This window comes from Spirosoma litoris (genome assembly GCF_054776755.1).
In genome coordinates this window covers 15,994-33,286 of record NZ_BAAHBI010000042.1, presented here as the reverse complement: position 1 = coordinate 33,286, position 17,293 = coordinate 15,994, and the positions used below count along the sequence as shown (strand labels likewise).

The window sequence follows — 17,293 nt, the reverse complement described above, 5'->3', positions numbered from 1 at the left end:
CTTAGAAGATTCGTTTTATCGATTTAGTCTTCAGATAATCGTCAAAAATTACATCACTACTTACCAAGTTCATTTCTTCCACAATAGCTTTTGCTACGATAATTCGGTCAAAAGGATCTTTGTGATAAAATGGTTGCCTATTTTGTTCAACCGTATGAATAAAGTTGATTGGTAGTATTTCTAGCTCATTTTCCATTACGTCATTAATCACTGTCTCGTAGTTGCCGTTAATGGTCAGCTTCCCAAGTGCAGTTTTAATTGAAATTTCCCATAAACTAGCAATACTGATAAAGATCTCATTGTCTTCATCTTCTATTGTTTCTCGTGCTTTTTTACTCAATTCTGTTGAGCCGCTGATGAACCAAAGAAATATTTGCGTATCAATCAGATAATTCATTACATATACTCATTAAAGTCTTCCAATGGCGCATTGAAATCAGCCGAAAGCGTATATTTACCCTGCGCACTGCCAAACTTGCGTTTATGTGGCTTCTCGGTTGACTGGTGATTATATCTATTTTTAAGGAATTCAATATAATGAAGCACCTCTACCTTTAGATTTTCAGGTAATTGATAAAGCTGTGATATGATGAGTTTTTCTGTCATGTTGTTGGGAGATTTTGAATTTCGTTTATCGTTCCAGCTATTGTTCAATGATATATGACCATAAACTCGCGCAGCTCAAAAGATGATGCCATGGCATGCTATTTTAGGATACACTTTGTCTTGCTCTTTTTTATCACAAAAATTAAACATAGCCTGATTACGAAGATAATAACTAGCTAAAAGCCTCTTATAATTACCTTTAACTTTTCACCCCATCCGATTGGCTTTCCACTTACTTACCTTAGTCGCTACCTGAGTACTTGTTCCATTTTGTTTTGGCTTTCGGTTTTCCATTAGATAAGCCGCTAACATGGCCGCTAATTCGGCTTCAGTCGTATCGGGTGGTGTAGTTAGTTTGTCGGGGGTAAAGTATTTACTCACAAAGCCCGTATCGAACTGGCCTGACCGGAATGCGTCATGTTCCATCACAAACCGGCAGAAAGGGAGTGTTGTTTGTACACCCGAAATCTGGTATTCGTCAATGGCGCGAATCATTTTCTGAATGGCTTCCTCGCGCGAGTCGCCGTAGGTGATGAGCTTAGCAATCATCGGGTCGTAGTAGATTGGGATGGCCATGCCCTGCTCAAAACCATCGTCAACGCGAACCCCGTTTCCTTGTGGTCGTATGTAGGTTTCGAGTGTGCCCACATCGGGTAAGAAGTTATTGGCCGGATCTTCGGCGTACACCCGTACTTCTACTGCATGACCTTTGATCTGTAAATCTTCCTGCTTAATTGTGAGCGGTTTGCCTTCGGCGATGTAAATCATCTGTTTCACCAGATCGACACCCGTAATCTGTTCAGTAACTGGGTGTTCGACCTGAAGGCGCGTGTTCATCTCCAGGAAATAAAAATCAAGCTTATCGTTGACGATAAATTCTACAGTTCCGGCTCCATAGTAGCCACAGGCACGGGCTACATCGACAGCCGCCCGACCCATAGCTTCCCGAATTTCGGGCGTTAGAATGGCCGAAGGAGCTTCTTCAACTACTTTCTGGTGCCGTCGCTGTACGGAACACTCCCGCTCAAACAAATGAATGATATTGCCGTGCTGGTCGCCCAATACCTGGATCTCAACATGTCGGGGCGACGTGACGTATTTTTCAATAAATACTGAACCGTCGCCAAAAGCGGATTGTGCTTCACTCACAGCGCGATCCATCTGCTCATCAAATTCCGCTTCGTTCTCAACCACCCTCATCCCTTTGCCGCCACCGCCAGCACTGGCTTTAATCAGAACAGGGTAACCAATTTGGGCAGATATAACTTTGGCTTCTTCCCGGTCGGTAATGGCCGAAGGAGTGCCAGGTACCATCGGAATGTTATATTGGGCAACGGCCGCTTTAGCCGCCAGTTTACTGCCCATCACCTCAATACTTTCGGGAGAAGGTCCAACGAAAATTAACCCTGCCTGCCGAACGGCGCTGGCGAAATTGGCATTTTCGGAAAGGAAGCCGTAACCCGGATGAATGGCATCGACGTTCAATCGTTTACACACATCAATGATTTCGTCGGTCCGCAGATACGATTCCGTTGAGGGGGGCGGACCAACGCATACAGCCTCGTCGGCATAGCGAACATGAAGTGCATTCCGATCGGCCTCGGAGTAAATAGCGACCGTCTGGATACCCATTTCACGGGCAGTTCGCATAATTCGTAAAGCAATTTCGCCCCGATTGGCAATAAGGAGTTTATTGATTTTAGCCACGCTGCTAGTCAGAAAATATCAGGAATAGTCAAGAGTAGTCAAAGATTGTCAAGAAGTTGCAATACTGACTATTCTTGACTATTCATGACTACTTTGTAACAATAATACATGATTGTTACAAAACGATTATCGAATCGAAAATTTGCGCTACCGAAAGTTAACCGTATTTTTGCATTTACTCTGTAAAAAACAAGGGTTTGCCCTGATAAACAATAATAAAAAGTGGATTTATTTGAGAAGCTACGTAACAACTTAGGTCCCATCGGTTCGCCGGCACGGGAGTTCAATGGCCACCATTATTTCGCATTTCCTAAATTAGAAGGCGAGCTTGGCCCCCACATGCGTTTTCGGGGCAAAGAAGTACTGAACTGGAGCCTGAACAACTACCTTGGTTTAGCGAACCACCCCGAAGTTCGGAAGGCGGACGCCGATGCATCGGCAGACTGGGGCCTAGCTTACCCAATGGGAGCCCGCATGATGTCGGGAAACAGCGATCTCCACGAGAAGTTTGAAAAGGAGCTGGCTGAATTTGTGGGGAAAGAAGACGCTTTCCTGCTCAACTATGGGTATCAGGGGGTTATGTCGGCCATCGAGGCTGTTGTGGATCACCGTGATGTAATCGTTTACGATGCTGAGTGCCATGCCTGTTTGATTGATGGTATCCGGCTACATAAGGCCAAAATGGGTGAATACTACAAATTCAACCATAATGACATGGCTAGTCTGGAGAAAAACCTTCAGCGGGCCACTAAGCTAGCTGCCGAGAAGGGAGGAAGCATTCTGGTTATTACCGAAGGTGTGTTTGGGATGTCGGGTAAGGTTGGTAGCCTGGATAAGATTGTTGCGCTGAAAGAGAAATACGAATTCCGTTTGTTAGTTGACGATGCGCATGGTTTCGGTACTATGGGCGAAACGGGGGCTGGTGTTGGTGAAATGCTCGGCTGCCAGAAGGGAATTGACCTGTATTTCTCAACCTTCGCTAAATCGATGGCTGCCATTGGTGCGTTTATCGCGGCCGATCACGACATCATCATGTACCTGAAGTATAACATGCGTTCGCAGACGTACGCTAAAGCGCTCCCGATGCCTTACGTAGTGGGTGGGCTGAAGCGTCTGGAGATGATTCGCAACTCGTCGGAATTCCGGGATAAACTCTGGGCAAACGTTCGGGCCATCCAGAATGGTCTGCGCGAACGAGGCTTCGATATTGGCGAAACAGAATCGCCCGTAACGCCTGTGTTCCTGCACCATATTGAAGGGGGCGTTGCCGAAGTGGCTACCCTAACGAAGGATCTTCGCGAAAATATGGGCGTGTTCTGCTCGATCGTTGTATACCCCGTTGTTCCGAAAGGTACGATCATGTTGCGCATTATTCCAACGGCTGCTCACTCGCTGGAAGATGTGGAATATACACTCAATGCCTTCGCGCAAATGGGTGATAAGCTCAAGCGCGGTGTTTACCGGGAAAATATATCACCTGTAGCCCCAAAAACACTGGAAGTATCGGCCGAAGCAGCCACTGAGTAGGGTTTTTGGTGAAAAATTGGATTTTTTGGTCATTTTTTTGTCTAAGCTATTGCGCTGTATAAGAGAATGACTAAATTTCAGTCGAAAACCGCGTTTTTAGCGGAATTTGGGCATTTTTCACACATTTAAACCCATACTTATCGCTATGGCACGCTTCGATGAAGTAAAGAATTTGGTTATGTCGCTAGAAAGTGATTTCGAAAAATTCTACGAAAAAAATAACCAGGCTGCCGGTACTCGCGTTCGTAAAGGAATGCAGGATCTGAAAACGCTGGCGCAGGAAATCCGTTCGGAAGTTCAAAATACCAAGAACGCGGCTGCGTAAGCAAAGGTCCTTAAGACCAAAAATTTAAAACTCCCTCGTCGGCTAGTAGGCTGGTGAGGGAGTTTTAAATTTTTGTGCGAACGGGCTGCTTTTCGTTTTACAGAACCTTCTCTTTGTGCATAAGTGTAGCAACGCCTTTTGTTGTAACCTTCCCTGTTTTTACATCCCGGATTTCACCCAAAATTTGGGCAATGTGCTTAACCGAATCAATCGACTGAACGGTGAACGTAGCTTCATAGTCTGTATCGACAAACATAGGGCGTAAAAACTCCAGCGTTTGGCCTAAATAAACGGAGCCGTAGCCTGGAAACTCCGTACCCAGCACTTTTGTAAATACGCTGGCACCTAACATACCGTGAATAATTGGGCGTTTGAAGGGCGTTTGAGCGGCAAAGTCAGCGTCAAGATGAAGCGGGTTGTTATCGCCTGTAACGCGGGCAAAGTCGACTACATCGGCCTGCGAAAACTGAAAGGCGTAGCGATGAACAGCATTGAGTCCAAATTCCATAGGAAAATGAATGATAAATGATAAATGATGAATGATATGCTACAAAAGCTGCCCCGAATGTACAATGAATAATGATGATTCAGGAATAGCTCGGCTCTACAGATTGCTGGTTCACTAGTCCGGCTATCATTCATCATTCATCATTCATCATTACCTTCGTGGTTACTTATGCTTACGAACTTGTTTTCGCTCCATACGGCGACTGCTAAACGCGTATTTGGATTAGATGTGATGCGGGCGTTGGCCATCCTGATCGTGGTGGATGCCCATGCAACGATTGCTTTGAAAGAATACTATAATGGAATCTTTCTGCATCATCTGCTGCCCGATGGCGTCGAGTTATTTTTTGTCCTGAGTGGTTTTCTAATTGGCGGTATTCTGATTCGATCCTATGAAAAAAAGCAACGCTTCGATCGGGAGTTATTACTTAATTTCTGGACACGCCGGTGGTTTCGGACCTTACCCAACTATTACCTGGTATTGGGTGGATTGATTCTGATGGCTTTGGTAAGGGCCTGGCGTAGTGGCCTCCATCATAATTTGCCTCCAGCAGGAACATTGATTAAGTACTTCTTTTTCGTCCAGAACTTTGCGCAATACGTTCCCGATTTCTTCACCGAAACCTGGAGTTTAGCCATCGAAGAGTGGTCGTACATTACGCTCCCGTTGGTGTTATGGATCATGCATAGCCTATTTTCGGGGAGGTGGTCAAGGCAGCGAATTGTGCTGACAACTATTTTAACCATTATTATTAGTACGAATTTGTACCGGTTTATAACGGCCTTACAGATTCCGATTTCGGAGGGAGAGCTAGGTTATCGGGGCATTGTAATAACACGACTGGATGCTATTTCATATGGGGTGCTGGCGGCTTACGCCAGACATTATTTCCCGGCCCGATGGACAAATGAATCACTGCGTCGTCGACTTTTGGTTATTGGTCTGATCATGACAGTGATCGCTTCTTTCTCGGCTTCTATTGTCATTATTGGTTACTATGGTGAGCTTGGGCTTTTCCCGGCTTACACATTTTTTAAACGTACATTCTATTTTCCACTCATTGGGCTAAGCATGACCTTGCTTATGCCTTATATGGACGGATGGCGAACCGCGACGGGCGTATGGGCTCGCTTTGGCATTGCACGGGCAATCACGCATATCAGCCTGATTTCGTATTCGATGTATTTGCTGAATTTAACCCCCATTATGCTGAACATAATTGAGCGAATACCAACAACTTCCTATACAACTGGTTGGCTAAAAGTTGGCCTGTTTTGGGTACTAGTACTGGTATCGTCAACCCTTCTATACAAATTTTTCGAGAAGCCCGTCACCGAACTCCGCGATCGCCTATCCTCCAAGGAGCCTACGCAGTTGGTGAGTGAAAGAGTGAAAGAGTGAAAGAGCGTAGTCTTGAAGTGAGTCTTTTCGCTCATTCATTCTTTCGCTCTTTCGCCAATTAATTCGAATGGTCGCTGACGATTAGCCAGTGGTTGTTAAGCTTACGCCATAAGAGGGTGAAGTAGCCATCAGCATCGCCAATTTTAGGGCGCGTTAGGTGGAAGCGGCCGATAACGTAGGCGACGTCAGGCGAGGGGAAATCCAATTGTAAAATGTCGAATTTGAGCGTTCCCATAGAAACGCGAGTGGGATATCGTTTTTTGTAATTGGCGAGCGTTGCCTCATACCCATAGGTAATGCCCGCCTTACTAACAAAGGTGAGTGAATCGGAGGGCCAATAGCCATTCATAAACTTATCGACTCGTCCAGAATTCCAGTCGGTGGTTTGGCGCTCCAGAATTTGCAGAATGGTTCGACGTTCTTTCGATAGTTCCTTTTGTTCGGATTCGATAGTGTGCTGACCCAAGACGGGCCACCATATTGACGTAAGTAAGACTGCGACGATAATTCGGTTCATGATGACTATTTTTTAATGAAACGATAGAAGCCTGTTTGTGGTTGGCAAATAGCCTATATTTTACCGTTATTTAACGCGTATTCTACGTAGACTTTTAGGTACGACAACCATGCGATTACAGAATAAAGTAGCCATTATTACCGGTGCTGCCCGAGGAATTGGTCAGAAAGCTGCCGAAGTATTTTGCCAGGAAGGTGCAACCGTCATTATCTGGGATGTGCTCGACGAAGGCGAAAGCACGGCACAAGCGCTGGCTGCACAAGGATTTCGATGCGAATTCAAACACGTTAGCACAACAGATGTGCCAACCATCGAAGCGGCAGCCCGTGATGTGTTTGACCGTTATGGCCGGATCGATATTCTGATCAACAATGCCGGAATCACACGCGACAAAACGCTCCTGAAAATGTCATTTGCTGAGTGGCAACAGGTTATTGATGTAAACCTGACTGGCGTATTTAACTGTACCAAAGTGGTTGCGCCTTACATGGTTGATCAAAAATATGGCCGAATTATCTGCACATCCTCGATCAACGGGGTTCATGGGGCCTTCGGACAAACAAATTATGCTGCTGCAAAAGCGGGCATCATTGGTATGGTGCGATCATGGGCTAAAGAACTTGGACCAAAAGGTGTTACAGCTAATGCTGTGGCTCCCGGATTCATTCAAACGGCCATGACCGATGCCATGCCCGACGAAGTTCGCAATCAGGCGGTCGCGACTATTCCCGTGCGCCGTATTGGTAAACCCGAAGACATTGCCTACGCATATTTATTCTTAGCATCGGATGAAGCGTCGTTTGTGAATGGACACGTGTTATCTGTCAATGGGGGGCAGGCGTTGTAAAAGGTTCAATGTTTCAGGTTTCAAGTTCAATGTTCTAGGTTGGCCAATAACGTATAATATGGAACATTGAACTTGAAACCTGAAACATTGAACTTGAAACAAACCGTATCTTTGCGGATGTATTTGCCGTCACTGATCCATGAACAGAATCCGAAAATTTTATAATGAGTATAAGCCGTACATTTTTTCGGACGGCTGGTACTATGTGTTTATCGTTGTTTTCATTCTCATCTTGTTTATATTTTTTTCGTAAGTGGCTACCCGATCGGCTGTTTTGGCCATCATTAATCCAAATTCTGGCACCACGTCTGTCGAGCAGAAAAAACTGCTTCAGGATGCCTTTATGCGTCAGGCTACGGCTCTGGACTACGCTCCCGAAATTGCCCATACAACGCATGCCGGGCACGCTACCGAATTGGCAGCGGCTGCCGTTGAGCGGGGTGTTACGCGTGTGCTGGCCATTGGGGGCGATGGAACTATTAATGAAATTGCCAAGGCCCTTCGGCGGTCGGCTACGGCGTTGGGAATTGTACCCATTGGTTCGGGTAACGGACTGGCTCGTCATTTGGGCGTCCCTCTCAATCCAATGAAAGCCATCGAGCGAGCATTGAATGGTCGGCCTGTGGTGATTGATAGTGGAGAAATTAACGAATACCCATTTTTCTGCACGGCTGGCCTGGGCTTTGAGGCCTATGTAGCCCATGAGTTTGCCAGGCAGCCTGTGCGTGGTCTGCCAACGTATGTACGCACTGCTTTTCGAGCGTTTCAGGCTTATAAGCCGCAAAAGCTGCTGTTGAATGGGCAAGCCAAAGAAGTATTTTCACTAACCTTCGCCAATGCCGGGCAGTTCGGCAATAATGCCTGGATGGCACCAACGGCCAATATTTCAGACGGACGACTGGAACAATGCGAGATTCGACCGTTTCCGACACAGGCAGCCCCCATGATCACATGGCGATTATTCAACAAAACGCTCAATCTGTCGAGCTACTGGCGCGGGCATTCGATTACGACAGCTACAGTAGAAACTGACGAAGCGTTATTAATTCATGCCGATGGCGAACCGTTGACGCTACCCACCGGGAAGGCTGAAGTACGGATACTACCGGGCAGTTTGCTGGTTTTATTATAAGTCTCTCAACACATTGACGCAACTAAACGTCAAAAGCCCGATATTTGCCCCTCCAAAACTATACTGATGTCGGGCGATATAGTTCGGCGTCTTCTGTCTGATGTCTCAAAAAGTAGTTCTTGCCTTCAGCGGAGGTCTCGATACCTCCTTCTGCGTTAAATATTTGTCCGAAGACCGGGGTATGGATGTTTACTCGGTGCTTGTCGATACGGGCGGTTTCTCCGATGCCGAACTCAAGGCAATTGAGGAGCGGGCTTACTCGCTGGGCGTTAAATCCCACGTAACCATCTCTAAAACGGATGATTATTATCAGCAATGCCTGAAATTTCTGGTATTCGGTAATGTCTTGAAAAACAACACCTATCCGCTTTCGGTGAGCGCCGAGCGGATTTTTCAGGCCATCGCTGCTGCTGAATATGCGCGGGAAATTGGTGCGTCGGCTATTGCGCATGGTAGTACCGGAGCTGGTAACGATCAGGTACGTTTTGATATGGCGTTTCGGATCATTGCTCCCGATGCAGAAGTGATTACGCCAATCCGTGATTTGAAACTGTCGCGCGAGGCCGAAATTGAATACCTCAAATCGAAAGGTGTTGATCAGGAGTGGCACAAAGCGGCTTACTCGATCAATAAAGGTCTATGGGGAACGTCAGTTGGTGGTAAGGAAACGCTGACGTCTGACCAGTTTCTGCCTGAATCAGCCTGGCCAACTCAAGTGACGAAAACTGAGCCGGAAACCATTACGCTCACGTTCCAGCACGGCGAAATCAAAGCGATTGCCGGGCCGACGTTCGGTGATGAGAAGTTTGCCAACCCAGTTGATGCCATTCGTAAGTTGACTGAACTGGCTGGGCCGTATGGTATTGGTCGCGACATTCACGTAGGCGACACGATTATTGGCATCAAAGGCCGCGTTGGATTCGAAGCTCCGGCGCCATTAATTCTGATTAAATCGCACCACACGCTCGAAAAACACGTACTGGGCAAGTGGCAGTTGTACTGGAAAGAGCAACTGGCGAACTGGTACGGCACGATGTTGCACGAAGGCCAATTTATGGACCCTGTTATGCGCAACATCGAAACCTTCCTGGCCGATTCACAGGCGCATGTATCGGGTAAAGTACATGTGTTGCTGGCACCTTATCGGTTCCAGGTGCTGGGTATCGAGTCGGATCATGATCTGATGTCGTCGAAATTTGGTTCATATGGCGAAATGAACAATGCCTGGACCGGCGACGATGTACGGGGCTTCTCAAAAGTGGCTTCTAATCAGGTAATGATCTACGAGAAAATTAATAATCAGTGATCGGTAAATCGCGAAAATATTGTGCTCCTCGACGTATTGGTTACCCATTGCAACTCCTTGATGTAGTGGTTGACCAATACGCGCAGGGAAGCTATAGCCAGCGCGATTACGGCTCTTTAAATACCGATGCGCCGTCTATTCTGCTCATGACATCGGGGCATTTGGGCGACGCACTGATTTTATCGTATGCCTTTCCGCTCATTCGGCAACGCTATCCAAAGGCGCAGATCGACGTATTGGCAGGTTCCTGGTGCGATCCTATCTGGAAGGGAAACCCATACATCCGTAAGGTTGTTCATCTCAACCACGTTAGCACAAATCGACGTTCTTTGTCGAAATGGGGCAAGTGGCAGGAATTTTACCGAACAACCCGATCGGCCATAAACGAACTGCGCGATACGGTGTATGATTACTCGGTTGATGTTCGGTTCTCGGATTCGCCTATGCACTTTGTGTTGCCCTATCTGAAGGTCAAACGCAAATTGGGTTTCGGTACCCGAGGTTTCGGTGGCTTGCTCGATGAGGAATTTTTCATGCCCGATGAGGAGATTCACAACTTCGATCTGATCCTGAAGGTATTAAAGCCAATGGGCGTTGAGGGCGATTTACGAACCGTAGAACCATACTTTGTTCACCCAGCCCTCTCGCCAACTGAGTTGTGGGCCAAGATGAGCCGCTCGGTTCCGGCGCATAAACCCGTTCTGATTTTCCCTGAATCAGGTGGCGAGTTTCGGATGTTACCTATTGAGTACTGGGCTAAATTGGCAAGTCGGCTACTGACCGAAAGCCCACATCCGCTAGTATTCAGTGGACAGAAAGCGTTCACAACCGAATTGTATGAGCGCGTTCGGAACGATCATCCGGCTGATGCCGACCGATTGATACCGGCTGTTGGTACGCTGAATCTTCAGGATATTGCCAGTTTAAGCGAACAGGCACAGGTTGCTTTTACACTCGACTCGCTACCGATGCACCTTTGCTGTTTAGGATGCCCGACCTTCTCGTTTCAGAAAAATGGCATGGGCGTTCAATTCTTCCCGATTGCCAGTCAGCCAACGGTGGTGGTTCATAATCACCAGCTTAGTCGGGATCTTACCATTGATCGGCCCGGGTTTAGTAGTGAATACGTTACAGTTTTTGACGATACCGTTCTGGATCGTGCGCTGGAATGGTTTCGGAGCGTGAATACACACAGCCGAATTACGTCATCTAAGTGAATCAATCCGGTAAAGCGGTCGTTAGCTAAAAAGTATGGAAACAATTAATGTTGGTATCATTGGCGGAGCTGGCTACACAGGTGGCGAACTACTCCGTATTCTTATAAATCACCCGTTTGTAAACGTAGCGTTTGTGTACAGCAACAGTCAGGCAGGGAAACCCGTCTGGTCTACGCATACCGATTTGCTGGGTGATACAGACCTTACATTTTCGGGTGAAATTCCTTCGTTGAAGGATGGCGAAGCGACTGTTGATGCTATCTTCCTCTGTTCAGGACACGGGGCTTCGGTAACGTTCATGGCAGAAAACGAAGTATCTGATGATATAGCTGTGATCGATCTCAGCGCTGATTTTCGCGATGAGCACGACGATTTTGTGTATGGTCTTCCCGAATTGCAGCGGGACCGTATTCAGGAAGCTACGCGTATTGCCAATCCTGGCTGTTTTGCTACCAGCATTCAACTAGCCCTTTTGCCGTTGGCTAAAGCGGGAAAATTAACTGACGCTGTTCAGGTGAGTGCCATTACAGGTAGCACCGGGGCCGGGCAGGCGCTTGTACCAACAACGGGTTTCACCTGGCGGAATAATAACGTGTCGATCTATAAGGCTTTCACACACCAGCATCTGGCCGAAATTCGCCAGAGTCTAACACAGCTGGAGCCGGAGTTTAACCATGCTATTAACTTCGTACCGTATCGGGGTGATTATACGCGAGGTATTATGGCCAATGTGTACACGCCATTTTCAGGTACGTTGGAAGAAGCAAAACAGCTTTACAAAAATTATTACGGAAGTCATCCATTTACTTACATAAGCGATACGCCAATCGATGTAAAACAGGTAGTGAATACCAACAAATGCCTATTGCATTTAGAAGTCCACGACGGTCAATTGCTTATCACGAGTATCATTGACAACCTGACGAAAGGTGCGTCGGGGCAAGCCGTTCAAAACATGAACCTGATATTCGGCTTGCCAGAAGATACCGGTTTGCGCCTGAAATCGGTTGCGTTTTAAATAGGTAACGCGGTTGGAAAACCGCGCTTTATTGTATCTAGAGCGCGGTTTTCCAACCGCGTTACTAAAATGCTTGAAACCGAACGCCTTGTACTGGATAAACTCACTGTTGAGGACGCTCCCTTTATGCTGGAGCTTCTGAATACACCGCTGTGGCTACGGTTTATAGGCGACAGGAAGGTGCGAACGCTTGATGATGCTCGTCAGTACATTCTAAATGGAGCGATTAAAAGCTATGAGCAAATGGGTTTTGGCCCCTTTCTGGTCAAGCTAAAAAGCGGAGGAACGCCCATCGGCATGTGTGGCCTGTTTAAGCGTGACACACTAGAAGATATGGACATTGGCTTTGCGTTTCTACCCAATTCGATAGGCAAAGGGTACGGCTTTGAAGCAGCTACAGCCGTCATGACCTACGCCCGAGATGTTTTGAGTGCAAATCGGATTGTAGGCATTACGAACCCCGATAACCAAAACTCCATTCACCTGCTCGAAAAACTGGGGTTTTGTTTTGAACGAAAGGTTCATCTTACGACCGGCGATGAGGTTTTCTTATTCGGAACGTCAATCAGCAACTCATAATCTCGTTAGTGCGTCCTGCCACTTTTTGAACTCGGCCCGGTAAACTTTGTGTCGATCTAAATCGGGTTCAAATGTTTCGCCAAACGCCACACGATCGGCGGCTTCATCCAGCGTTTTTACTTGTCCAACGGCTTTCATTGTCAGTAAGATAGCGCCCATCGATCCGCTTTCATTGCTGGCATTCAGGCGTACTGGAACCCCTGCCATATCGGCCAGCATCTGCACCCACAAGGTTGACTGCGCAAAGCCGCCGTTGGCGTGAATAACACGTGCTGGCCCCGTGTATTCTTTTAGTAATTCGTTAATGCTAAGCAGGTTGAACAAGACGCCTTCCAGAGCCGCCCGGACAAAGTGGGCTCGGGTGTGCTGCCAATCGACATGCAGGTAAGCCCCCCGCACCGACGCATCCCATAAAGGAGCGCGTTCGCCCTGCAAATAGGGGAGGAATAATAACCCATCTGAGCCGGGATTGATGGTTGCGGCTTCTTCCAGAACGGCTTTTGTATCCTGTTGGGTCAATTTCTCCGACACCCACTCCAGTACATTGCCGCCATTGTTGGTTGGGCCACCTACGGCATAATAGCCTTCATCCAGAAAATAGCAGAAGAGTCGTCCTTTAGGGTCACGAAGGGGTTTGCGTACAGTTTGGCGAATGGCACCACTCGTGCCGATAGTAAGCGTAGCGGTACCGCGTTTTATGGCTCCGGCCCCAAGATTTGCCAGACAGCCATCTGAAGCCCCAATAACCAGCGAAACTCCATCTGGTAAGCCTGTTCCGGCTGTATCGGGCCGGGGTTTATACGTTCGCTGGAACGTTGTAGGAACGGGTGTTGATAGCTGATCGACTCGAACGCCTGCATAGTCCATCGCGCGTTTGCTCCAGTGGCGTTTGCTCTCGTTAAACAGGCCGGTTGCGGTTGCAATTGAGAAATCAATTTCAAACTCACCCGTCAGTTTTTGCCACAAAAACTCTTTGATCGAGCCGAAATGAGCAGTACGACGCAACAGACGTGGGTCGTGTTCGCGCATCCAGGCCAGCTTGCAAAGCGGAATCATGGGGTGAATAGGCGTACCCGTTTCTTCATGAATCGTCTTGCCTAAATCAGCTTGCTTCGTTCGTAAATCGTTGGCCTGAGCTTCCGCCCGATTGTCGGACCAAAGGATTGCATTGCCCAACGGAGCTCCATGAACATCCATGGGTAAAAGGCTATGCATCGCTGTGCAAAAAGCAACGTGCGTAATTGTATGGCCATTTTGGCTTGCCTCCCGACATACTTCCGAAATCACTTGTACAAAAGCAGACCAGATTTCATTCGGGTCCTGTTCGGCATAACCGGGTTCGGGATTAAGCGTTGTGAGTGGAGCGGATGCATGAGCCAGAATCTGACTCAAATCCGGCGGCATAGCCAGGGCTTTTACGTTGGTAGTACCGACGTCAACGCCAACGAAGCAATTCATAAGATTGGTGTTTTCGGCTTACGGTTTGTGGTTTACGGTGGGCTAACGCGTCTGTTATTTTTGCGTCATCCCACCGTAAACCACAAACCGTAAACCGTTTTACTTTATGTAGTCAAGTTGTAAAACGATACTGCATTTTCGCCGAATACTTTCGCGCGCACTTCCTCGCCCCAGGCATCGACATACTCTTCGACCAGTGTTTTAACCTGCGTATAGTTGGCAGCTACTAAGCATACGGGCCAATCAGAGCCAAACATCAATCGGTTGGGGCCGAAATGTTCGAAGACAACATCCAGGTATGGAAAGAAATCTTTCTTGCTCCAGTTGTGCCAGTCCGCTTCGGTTACCATGCCCGATAGTTTACAGGAAACATTTTTGTTCCTGGCGATCTCAGCCATAAAATTCGACCAGCGACTGATCTCCTGCTTTTTAATATAGGGTTTCGCCAGGTGATCGATCACAAAGTTGATTTCGGGAAGAGAACGCACTAGCTGCAAGGCTGCTTTTAGCTGGCTGGGATAAATCAGGATGTCGTATGTGAGGCCATAATCGGCTAGTTGTCGTATGCCTTCGATAACCGCTGGACGAGCCAGAAAATCGTCGGGTTCGGCTTGGGCTACGTGTCGATAGGCTTTGATTTCCTTGTATTGAGAAAAGAAATCCAGTCGTTGCCGCAACTGCTCCGACTGCAAATCAACCCAGCCTACAACGCCTTTCACGATGTCGTAATTCTGAGCCATGTTGACCAGGAACAGCGTTTCCTCCTCCGATTGTGAAGCCTGAACGGCTACACACCCATCGATGCCGTTTTGAGCCAGAACCGGTTCTAAATCAGCAGGTAGGAAATCGCGCTGGATGGTAGCCATATCATCCGTAATCCAGCTATCACGGACAGGGTCAAAATACCAGAAATGTTGGTGGGCGTCGATAGTCATCTTTCTGAACCGGGATTTATTTGATTAAATTGATTAACATGATTTTGCTACTGGAAATAGTATTTTGATGACAGGCAAAATCATGTTAATCAGGCAAATCACAAAAATCCCGGTTCAGACGTATGCTACCGCCGTCTGTTTCTGTTGGCCTAAACCTTCAATGCCCAGCTCGACTACGTCGCCAGGTTTGAGGAAGCGTTGTGGCTTTAAGCCCATACCCACACCCGCTGGGGTCCCTGTCGAAATAACGTCACCGGGCAGTAGGGTCATGAACTGGCTGAGGTAGCTAACCAACGTTGGCACATTGAAAATCATGTCGTCCGTATTGGAGTTTTGTAATTCCTCGCCGTTTATGTTTAGCCAGAGGTTCAGGTTATTAGGTTCTGGAACTTCATCTTTCGTAACCAAATAGGGTCCCAGGGGAGCGAATGTATCCGCACTTTTCCCTTTCACCCATTGGCCGCCACGCTCCAGCTGCCAGGCGCGTTCGCTATAGTCGTTATGTACAGCATAGCCTGCTATATAATCCATAGCATCATCTAGCTCAACATAGCTGGCTTTTTTACCAATGATAATAGCTAATTCGACTTCCCAGTCTGTTTTTTCGGAACGTTTGGGGATTACGACGTTGTCATTGGGTCCGCAAAAAGCCGTCGTTGATTTGAAGAAAACAATGGGTTCTGCCGGAACAGGTGCATTGGTTTCTGCAGCGTGTTTAGCGTAGTTCAGACCAATGCAGACTATTTTAGATGGGCGCTTGGTGCAAGGACCGAAGCGTTCGTCAGAAGACACTTCGGGGCAAGTGTGCGCATGAGCAGTAAGCCAGTGAGCTAATCGCTCGGGGCCATTGCTGGCAAAAAATGATTCATCGTAATCTTCACCAAAGTGGGTTACGTCAATATGTTGGCCGGTAGGTAATACAACGCCGGGGTGTTCGTGGTCGGGCGAGCCGAAGCGGAAAAGTTTCATGCGGTAAAATTCAGCTATTTTTTGATAAAAGGGTACTTGGGCGTGTTTTTTAACCATACAGATTTTGGTATGGTATTAAGAGAAGCCTTTCTGCAAGATTATTCAAATCGTTCTGTCAACCGACCTGGGTCTTGTCTTACATCGAATACCGTCAGTATCAATACATGCTGCGGATCAACTATTCGGTAAATAATTTTATGATAACCTTCCAGCAAATAGCGAGGTTTGCCTGGGTGTTCGGCTAGCAAAGGTTCTTGTTGTCCAATTTCAAGAAAGCCTTTTTTGAGTAATTCAACTCGATCTATAATTCGACTAACAATTCGGTCTGCGTAATGCTTACTTCTTGCCCCACGTAGCAATCAATTTTTTGACGTCTTCATGATCTGTTACTTCACCCCGGCGGGCGGCTTCTTCGGCCCGTTCAATTTTTGCCAGAAATGTTTCCTGGCTCATTGGCTGACTTGGGTAATCTGTTAAGGAGGGTGTATATAACAAACTGGCTATCTCGCGGAGTAGTAGCGCATCGTTTGTTTCGAGAACTTTCTCAATCACTTTAATCTTTTCTTCGGCAGCTGTCATAAGGCTAGGTTATTTAAGTTTTGAGATTAAGCCTGATCTATTAGCCATTCCGGCAAAATTTGCTTGTATATGATTAAACTGTTTTTACAAGCAGTATCAATCTTGTCGAATGCCTGTTGCTTCAAAAAACTACCATCAGGTAGAGCCTGTATTAATGTGACAACAATTTTGAGCGACTTCCGACGGAATGGCTTCAAAGCTATAATTTCTCTATAATCATTGTCATTTTGATTTCGGTATAATTCTTTATATGCTTCATTACAGTAGTTGCCCCATGATCTCATTAGCTGAGAGAAAAAATAATGTTTCTCATTATTTGTAGTACGAAATTTAGAGTGGTAACGGTCGCATTTTTCTTGAAGATCAATCAAACTGTTTATGGACCAATATTTATTTTCATACTCGTACCGCTGCCACATTATTTCCTTTCTCATAAAGCATTCATGTAAGATATCTTCAGTAATGAAATGATCGTTTCGTATGTCTTGAAGAGTTTTTCCACTAATTCTAACCCCTAGCTGCTTTAGGTTAATTATTAAAGTGGTTAAATCAGCAGACGTAGATATCATTTTGATTAGATTATCTAAACTTTGGAAGTCCATAGCGATTTGTTTATAAAAAAGCCTCCACGTTTCCGCAGAGGCTCTAATATAAGCATAATC

At 46.8% G+C, this 17,293-nt stretch carries 19 protein-coding genes; 9 read left to right on the top strand and 10 right to left on the bottom strand.

The window, feature by feature from the left end:
• Position 1: 1 nt before the first annotated feature.
• The 3 genes from ACYVGR_RS25225 to accC form a co-directional block, all read right to left on the bottom strand.
• On the bottom strand, positions 2-397 hold the full coding sequence (locus tag ACYVGR_RS25225; protein WP_460961990.1) for a type II toxin-antitoxin system VapC family toxin: 396 nt from the start codon (positions 395-397) through the stop codon (positions 2-4).
• On the bottom strand, positions 397-606 hold the full coding sequence (gene vapB, locus ACYVGR_RS25220; RefSeq protein WP_460961988.1) for a type II toxin-antitoxin system VapB family antitoxin: 210 nt from the start codon (positions 604-606) through the stop codon (positions 397-399). The genes ACYVGR_RS25225 and vapB overlap by 1 nt, the downstream gene beginning before the upstream one ends.
• A 207-nt stretch (positions 607-813) precedes the next feature.
• The gene (accC, locus tag ACYVGR_RS25215; RefSeq protein ID WP_460961986.1) at positions 814-2,313 is read right to left on the bottom strand and encodes an acetyl-CoA carboxylase biotin carboxylase subunit; all 1,500 of its coding nucleotides are present in this window, start codon (positions 2,311-2,313) and stop codon (positions 814-816) included.
• A gap of 222 nt (positions 2,314-2,535) precedes the next feature.
• On the opposite strand from accC, the gene ACYVGR_RS25210 reads away from it, so the two are divergent.
• Both ACYVGR_RS25210 and ACYVGR_RS25205 read left to right on the top strand, forming a co-directional pair.
• A complete protein-coding gene (locus ACYVGR_RS25210; protein WP_460961984.1) occupies positions 2,536-3,840 on the top strand; it encodes an aminotransferase class I/II-fold pyridoxal phosphate-dependent enzyme in 1,305 nt (434 codons plus the stop codon).
• A gap of 145 nt (positions 3,841-3,985) precedes the next feature.
• Positions 3,986-4,165: a histone H1 gene (locus ACYVGR_RS25205; RefSeq protein ID WP_460961982.1), complete on the top strand. Its 180-nt coding sequence runs from the start codon at positions 3,986-3,988 to the stop codon at positions 4,163-4,165.
• 97 nt (positions 4,166-4,262) lie between these two features.
• On the opposite strand, the gene ACYVGR_RS25200 is transcribed toward ACYVGR_RS25205, so the two are convergent.
• Complete coding sequence (locus ACYVGR_RS25200) at positions 4,263-4,673, bottom strand: MaoC family dehydratase (protein ID WP_460961980.1); 411 nt, start codon at positions 4,671-4,673, stop codon at positions 4,263-4,265.
• A 168-nt stretch (positions 4,674-4,841) separates the two neighbouring features.
• On the opposite strand from ACYVGR_RS25200, the gene ACYVGR_RS25195 reads away from it, so the two are divergent.
• On the top strand, positions 4,842-6,074 hold the full coding sequence (locus ACYVGR_RS25195) for an acyltransferase family protein (protein WP_460961978.1): 1,233 nt from the start codon (positions 4,842-4,844) through the stop codon (positions 6,072-6,074).
• Between the two features lie 58 nt (positions 6,075-6,132).
• Here ACYVGR_RS25195 and ACYVGR_RS25190 read toward each other — a convergent pair whose 3' ends face one another.
• Positions 6,133-6,591: a YybH family protein gene (locus ACYVGR_RS25190; protein ID WP_460961976.1), complete on the bottom strand. Its 459-nt coding sequence runs from the start codon at positions 6,589-6,591 to the stop codon at positions 6,133-6,135.
• 109 nt (positions 6,592-6,700) lie between these two features.
• On the opposite strand from ACYVGR_RS25190, the gene fabG reads away from it, so the two are divergent.
• The 6 genes from fabG (at position 6,701) to ACYVGR_RS25160 (ending at position 12,690) form a co-directional block, all read left to right on the top strand.
• The gene (gene fabG, locus ACYVGR_RS25185) at positions 6,701-7,438 is read left to right on the top strand and encodes a 3-oxoacyl-ACP reductase FabG (protein WP_460961974.1); all 738 of its coding nucleotides are present in this window, start codon (positions 6,701-6,703) and stop codon (positions 7,436-7,438) included.
• A 253-nt stretch (positions 7,439-7,691) separates the two neighbouring features.
• Positions 7,692-8,570 carry a diacylglycerol/lipid kinase family protein gene (locus ACYVGR_RS25180; protein WP_460961972.1) on the top strand — a complete coding sequence of 293 codons (879 nt, stop codon included), beginning with the start codon at positions 7,692-7,694 and terminating at the stop codon, positions 8,568-8,570.
• A 100-nt stretch (positions 8,571-8,670) separates the two neighbouring features.
• A complete protein-coding gene (locus ACYVGR_RS25175) occupies positions 8,671-9,876 on the top strand; it encodes an argininosuccinate synthase (RefSeq protein ID WP_460961970.1) in 1,206 nt (401 codons plus the stop codon).
• Between the two features lie 47 nt (positions 9,877-9,923).
• Complete coding sequence (locus ACYVGR_RS25170; protein ID WP_460961968.1) at positions 9,924-11,093, top strand: glycosyltransferase family 9 protein; 1,170 nt, start codon at positions 9,924-9,926, stop codon at positions 11,091-11,093.
• A 34-nt stretch (positions 11,094-11,127) separates the two neighbouring features.
• Entirely contained in the window at positions 11,128-12,111 is a 984-nt protein-coding gene (gene argC / locus ACYVGR_RS25165) for an N-acetyl-gamma-glutamyl-phosphate reductase (protein WP_460961966.1), read from the top strand.
• Positions 12,112-12,180: 69 nt separating this feature from the next.
• Positions 12,181-12,690 carry a GNAT family N-acetyltransferase gene (locus tag ACYVGR_RS25160; RefSeq protein WP_460961964.1) on the top strand — a complete coding sequence of 170 codons (510 nt, stop codon included), beginning with the start codon at positions 12,181-12,183 and terminating at the stop codon, positions 12,688-12,690.
• Here the strand turns inward: ACYVGR_RS25160 and ACYVGR_RS25155 are convergent.
• The 5 genes from ACYVGR_RS25155 to ACYVGR_RS25135 all read right to left on the bottom strand — a co-directional run bounded on the left by ACYVGR_RS25155 (position 12,685) and on the right by ACYVGR_RS25135 (position 17,233).
• Entirely contained in the window at positions 12,685-14,148 is a 1,464-nt protein-coding gene (locus tag ACYVGR_RS25155; protein WP_460961961.1) for a gluconokinase, read from the bottom strand. The two genes, ACYVGR_RS25160 and ACYVGR_RS25155, sit on opposite strands and share 6 nt — an antisense overlap.
• Positions 14,149-14,252: 104 nt before the next feature.
• Positions 14,253-15,083, bottom strand: coding sequence for an amidohydrolase family protein (locus ACYVGR_RS25150; RefSeq protein WP_460961959.1), 831 nt, complete (start codon positions 15,081-15,083; stop codon positions 14,253-14,255).
• 114 nt (positions 15,084-15,197) lie between these two features.
• Positions 15,198-16,052, bottom strand: a complete 855-nt coding sequence (locus tag ACYVGR_RS25145; RefSeq protein WP_460961957.1) for a fumarylacetoacetate hydrolase family protein — start codon at positions 16,050-16,052, stop codon at positions 15,198-15,200.
• Positions 16,053-16,388: 336 nt separating this feature from the next.
• Entirely contained in the window at positions 16,389-16,631 is a 243-nt protein-coding gene (locus tag ACYVGR_RS25140; protein WP_182460937.1) for a hypothetical protein, read from the bottom strand.
• Positions 16,632-16,657: 26 nt separating this feature from the next.
• The gene (locus tag ACYVGR_RS25135; RefSeq protein ID WP_460961955.1) at positions 16,658-17,233 is read right to left on the bottom strand and encodes a hypothetical protein; all 576 of its coding nucleotides are present in this window, start codon (positions 17,231-17,233) and stop codon (positions 16,658-16,660) included.
• Between the last annotated feature and the right edge of the window lie 60 nt (positions 17,234-17,293).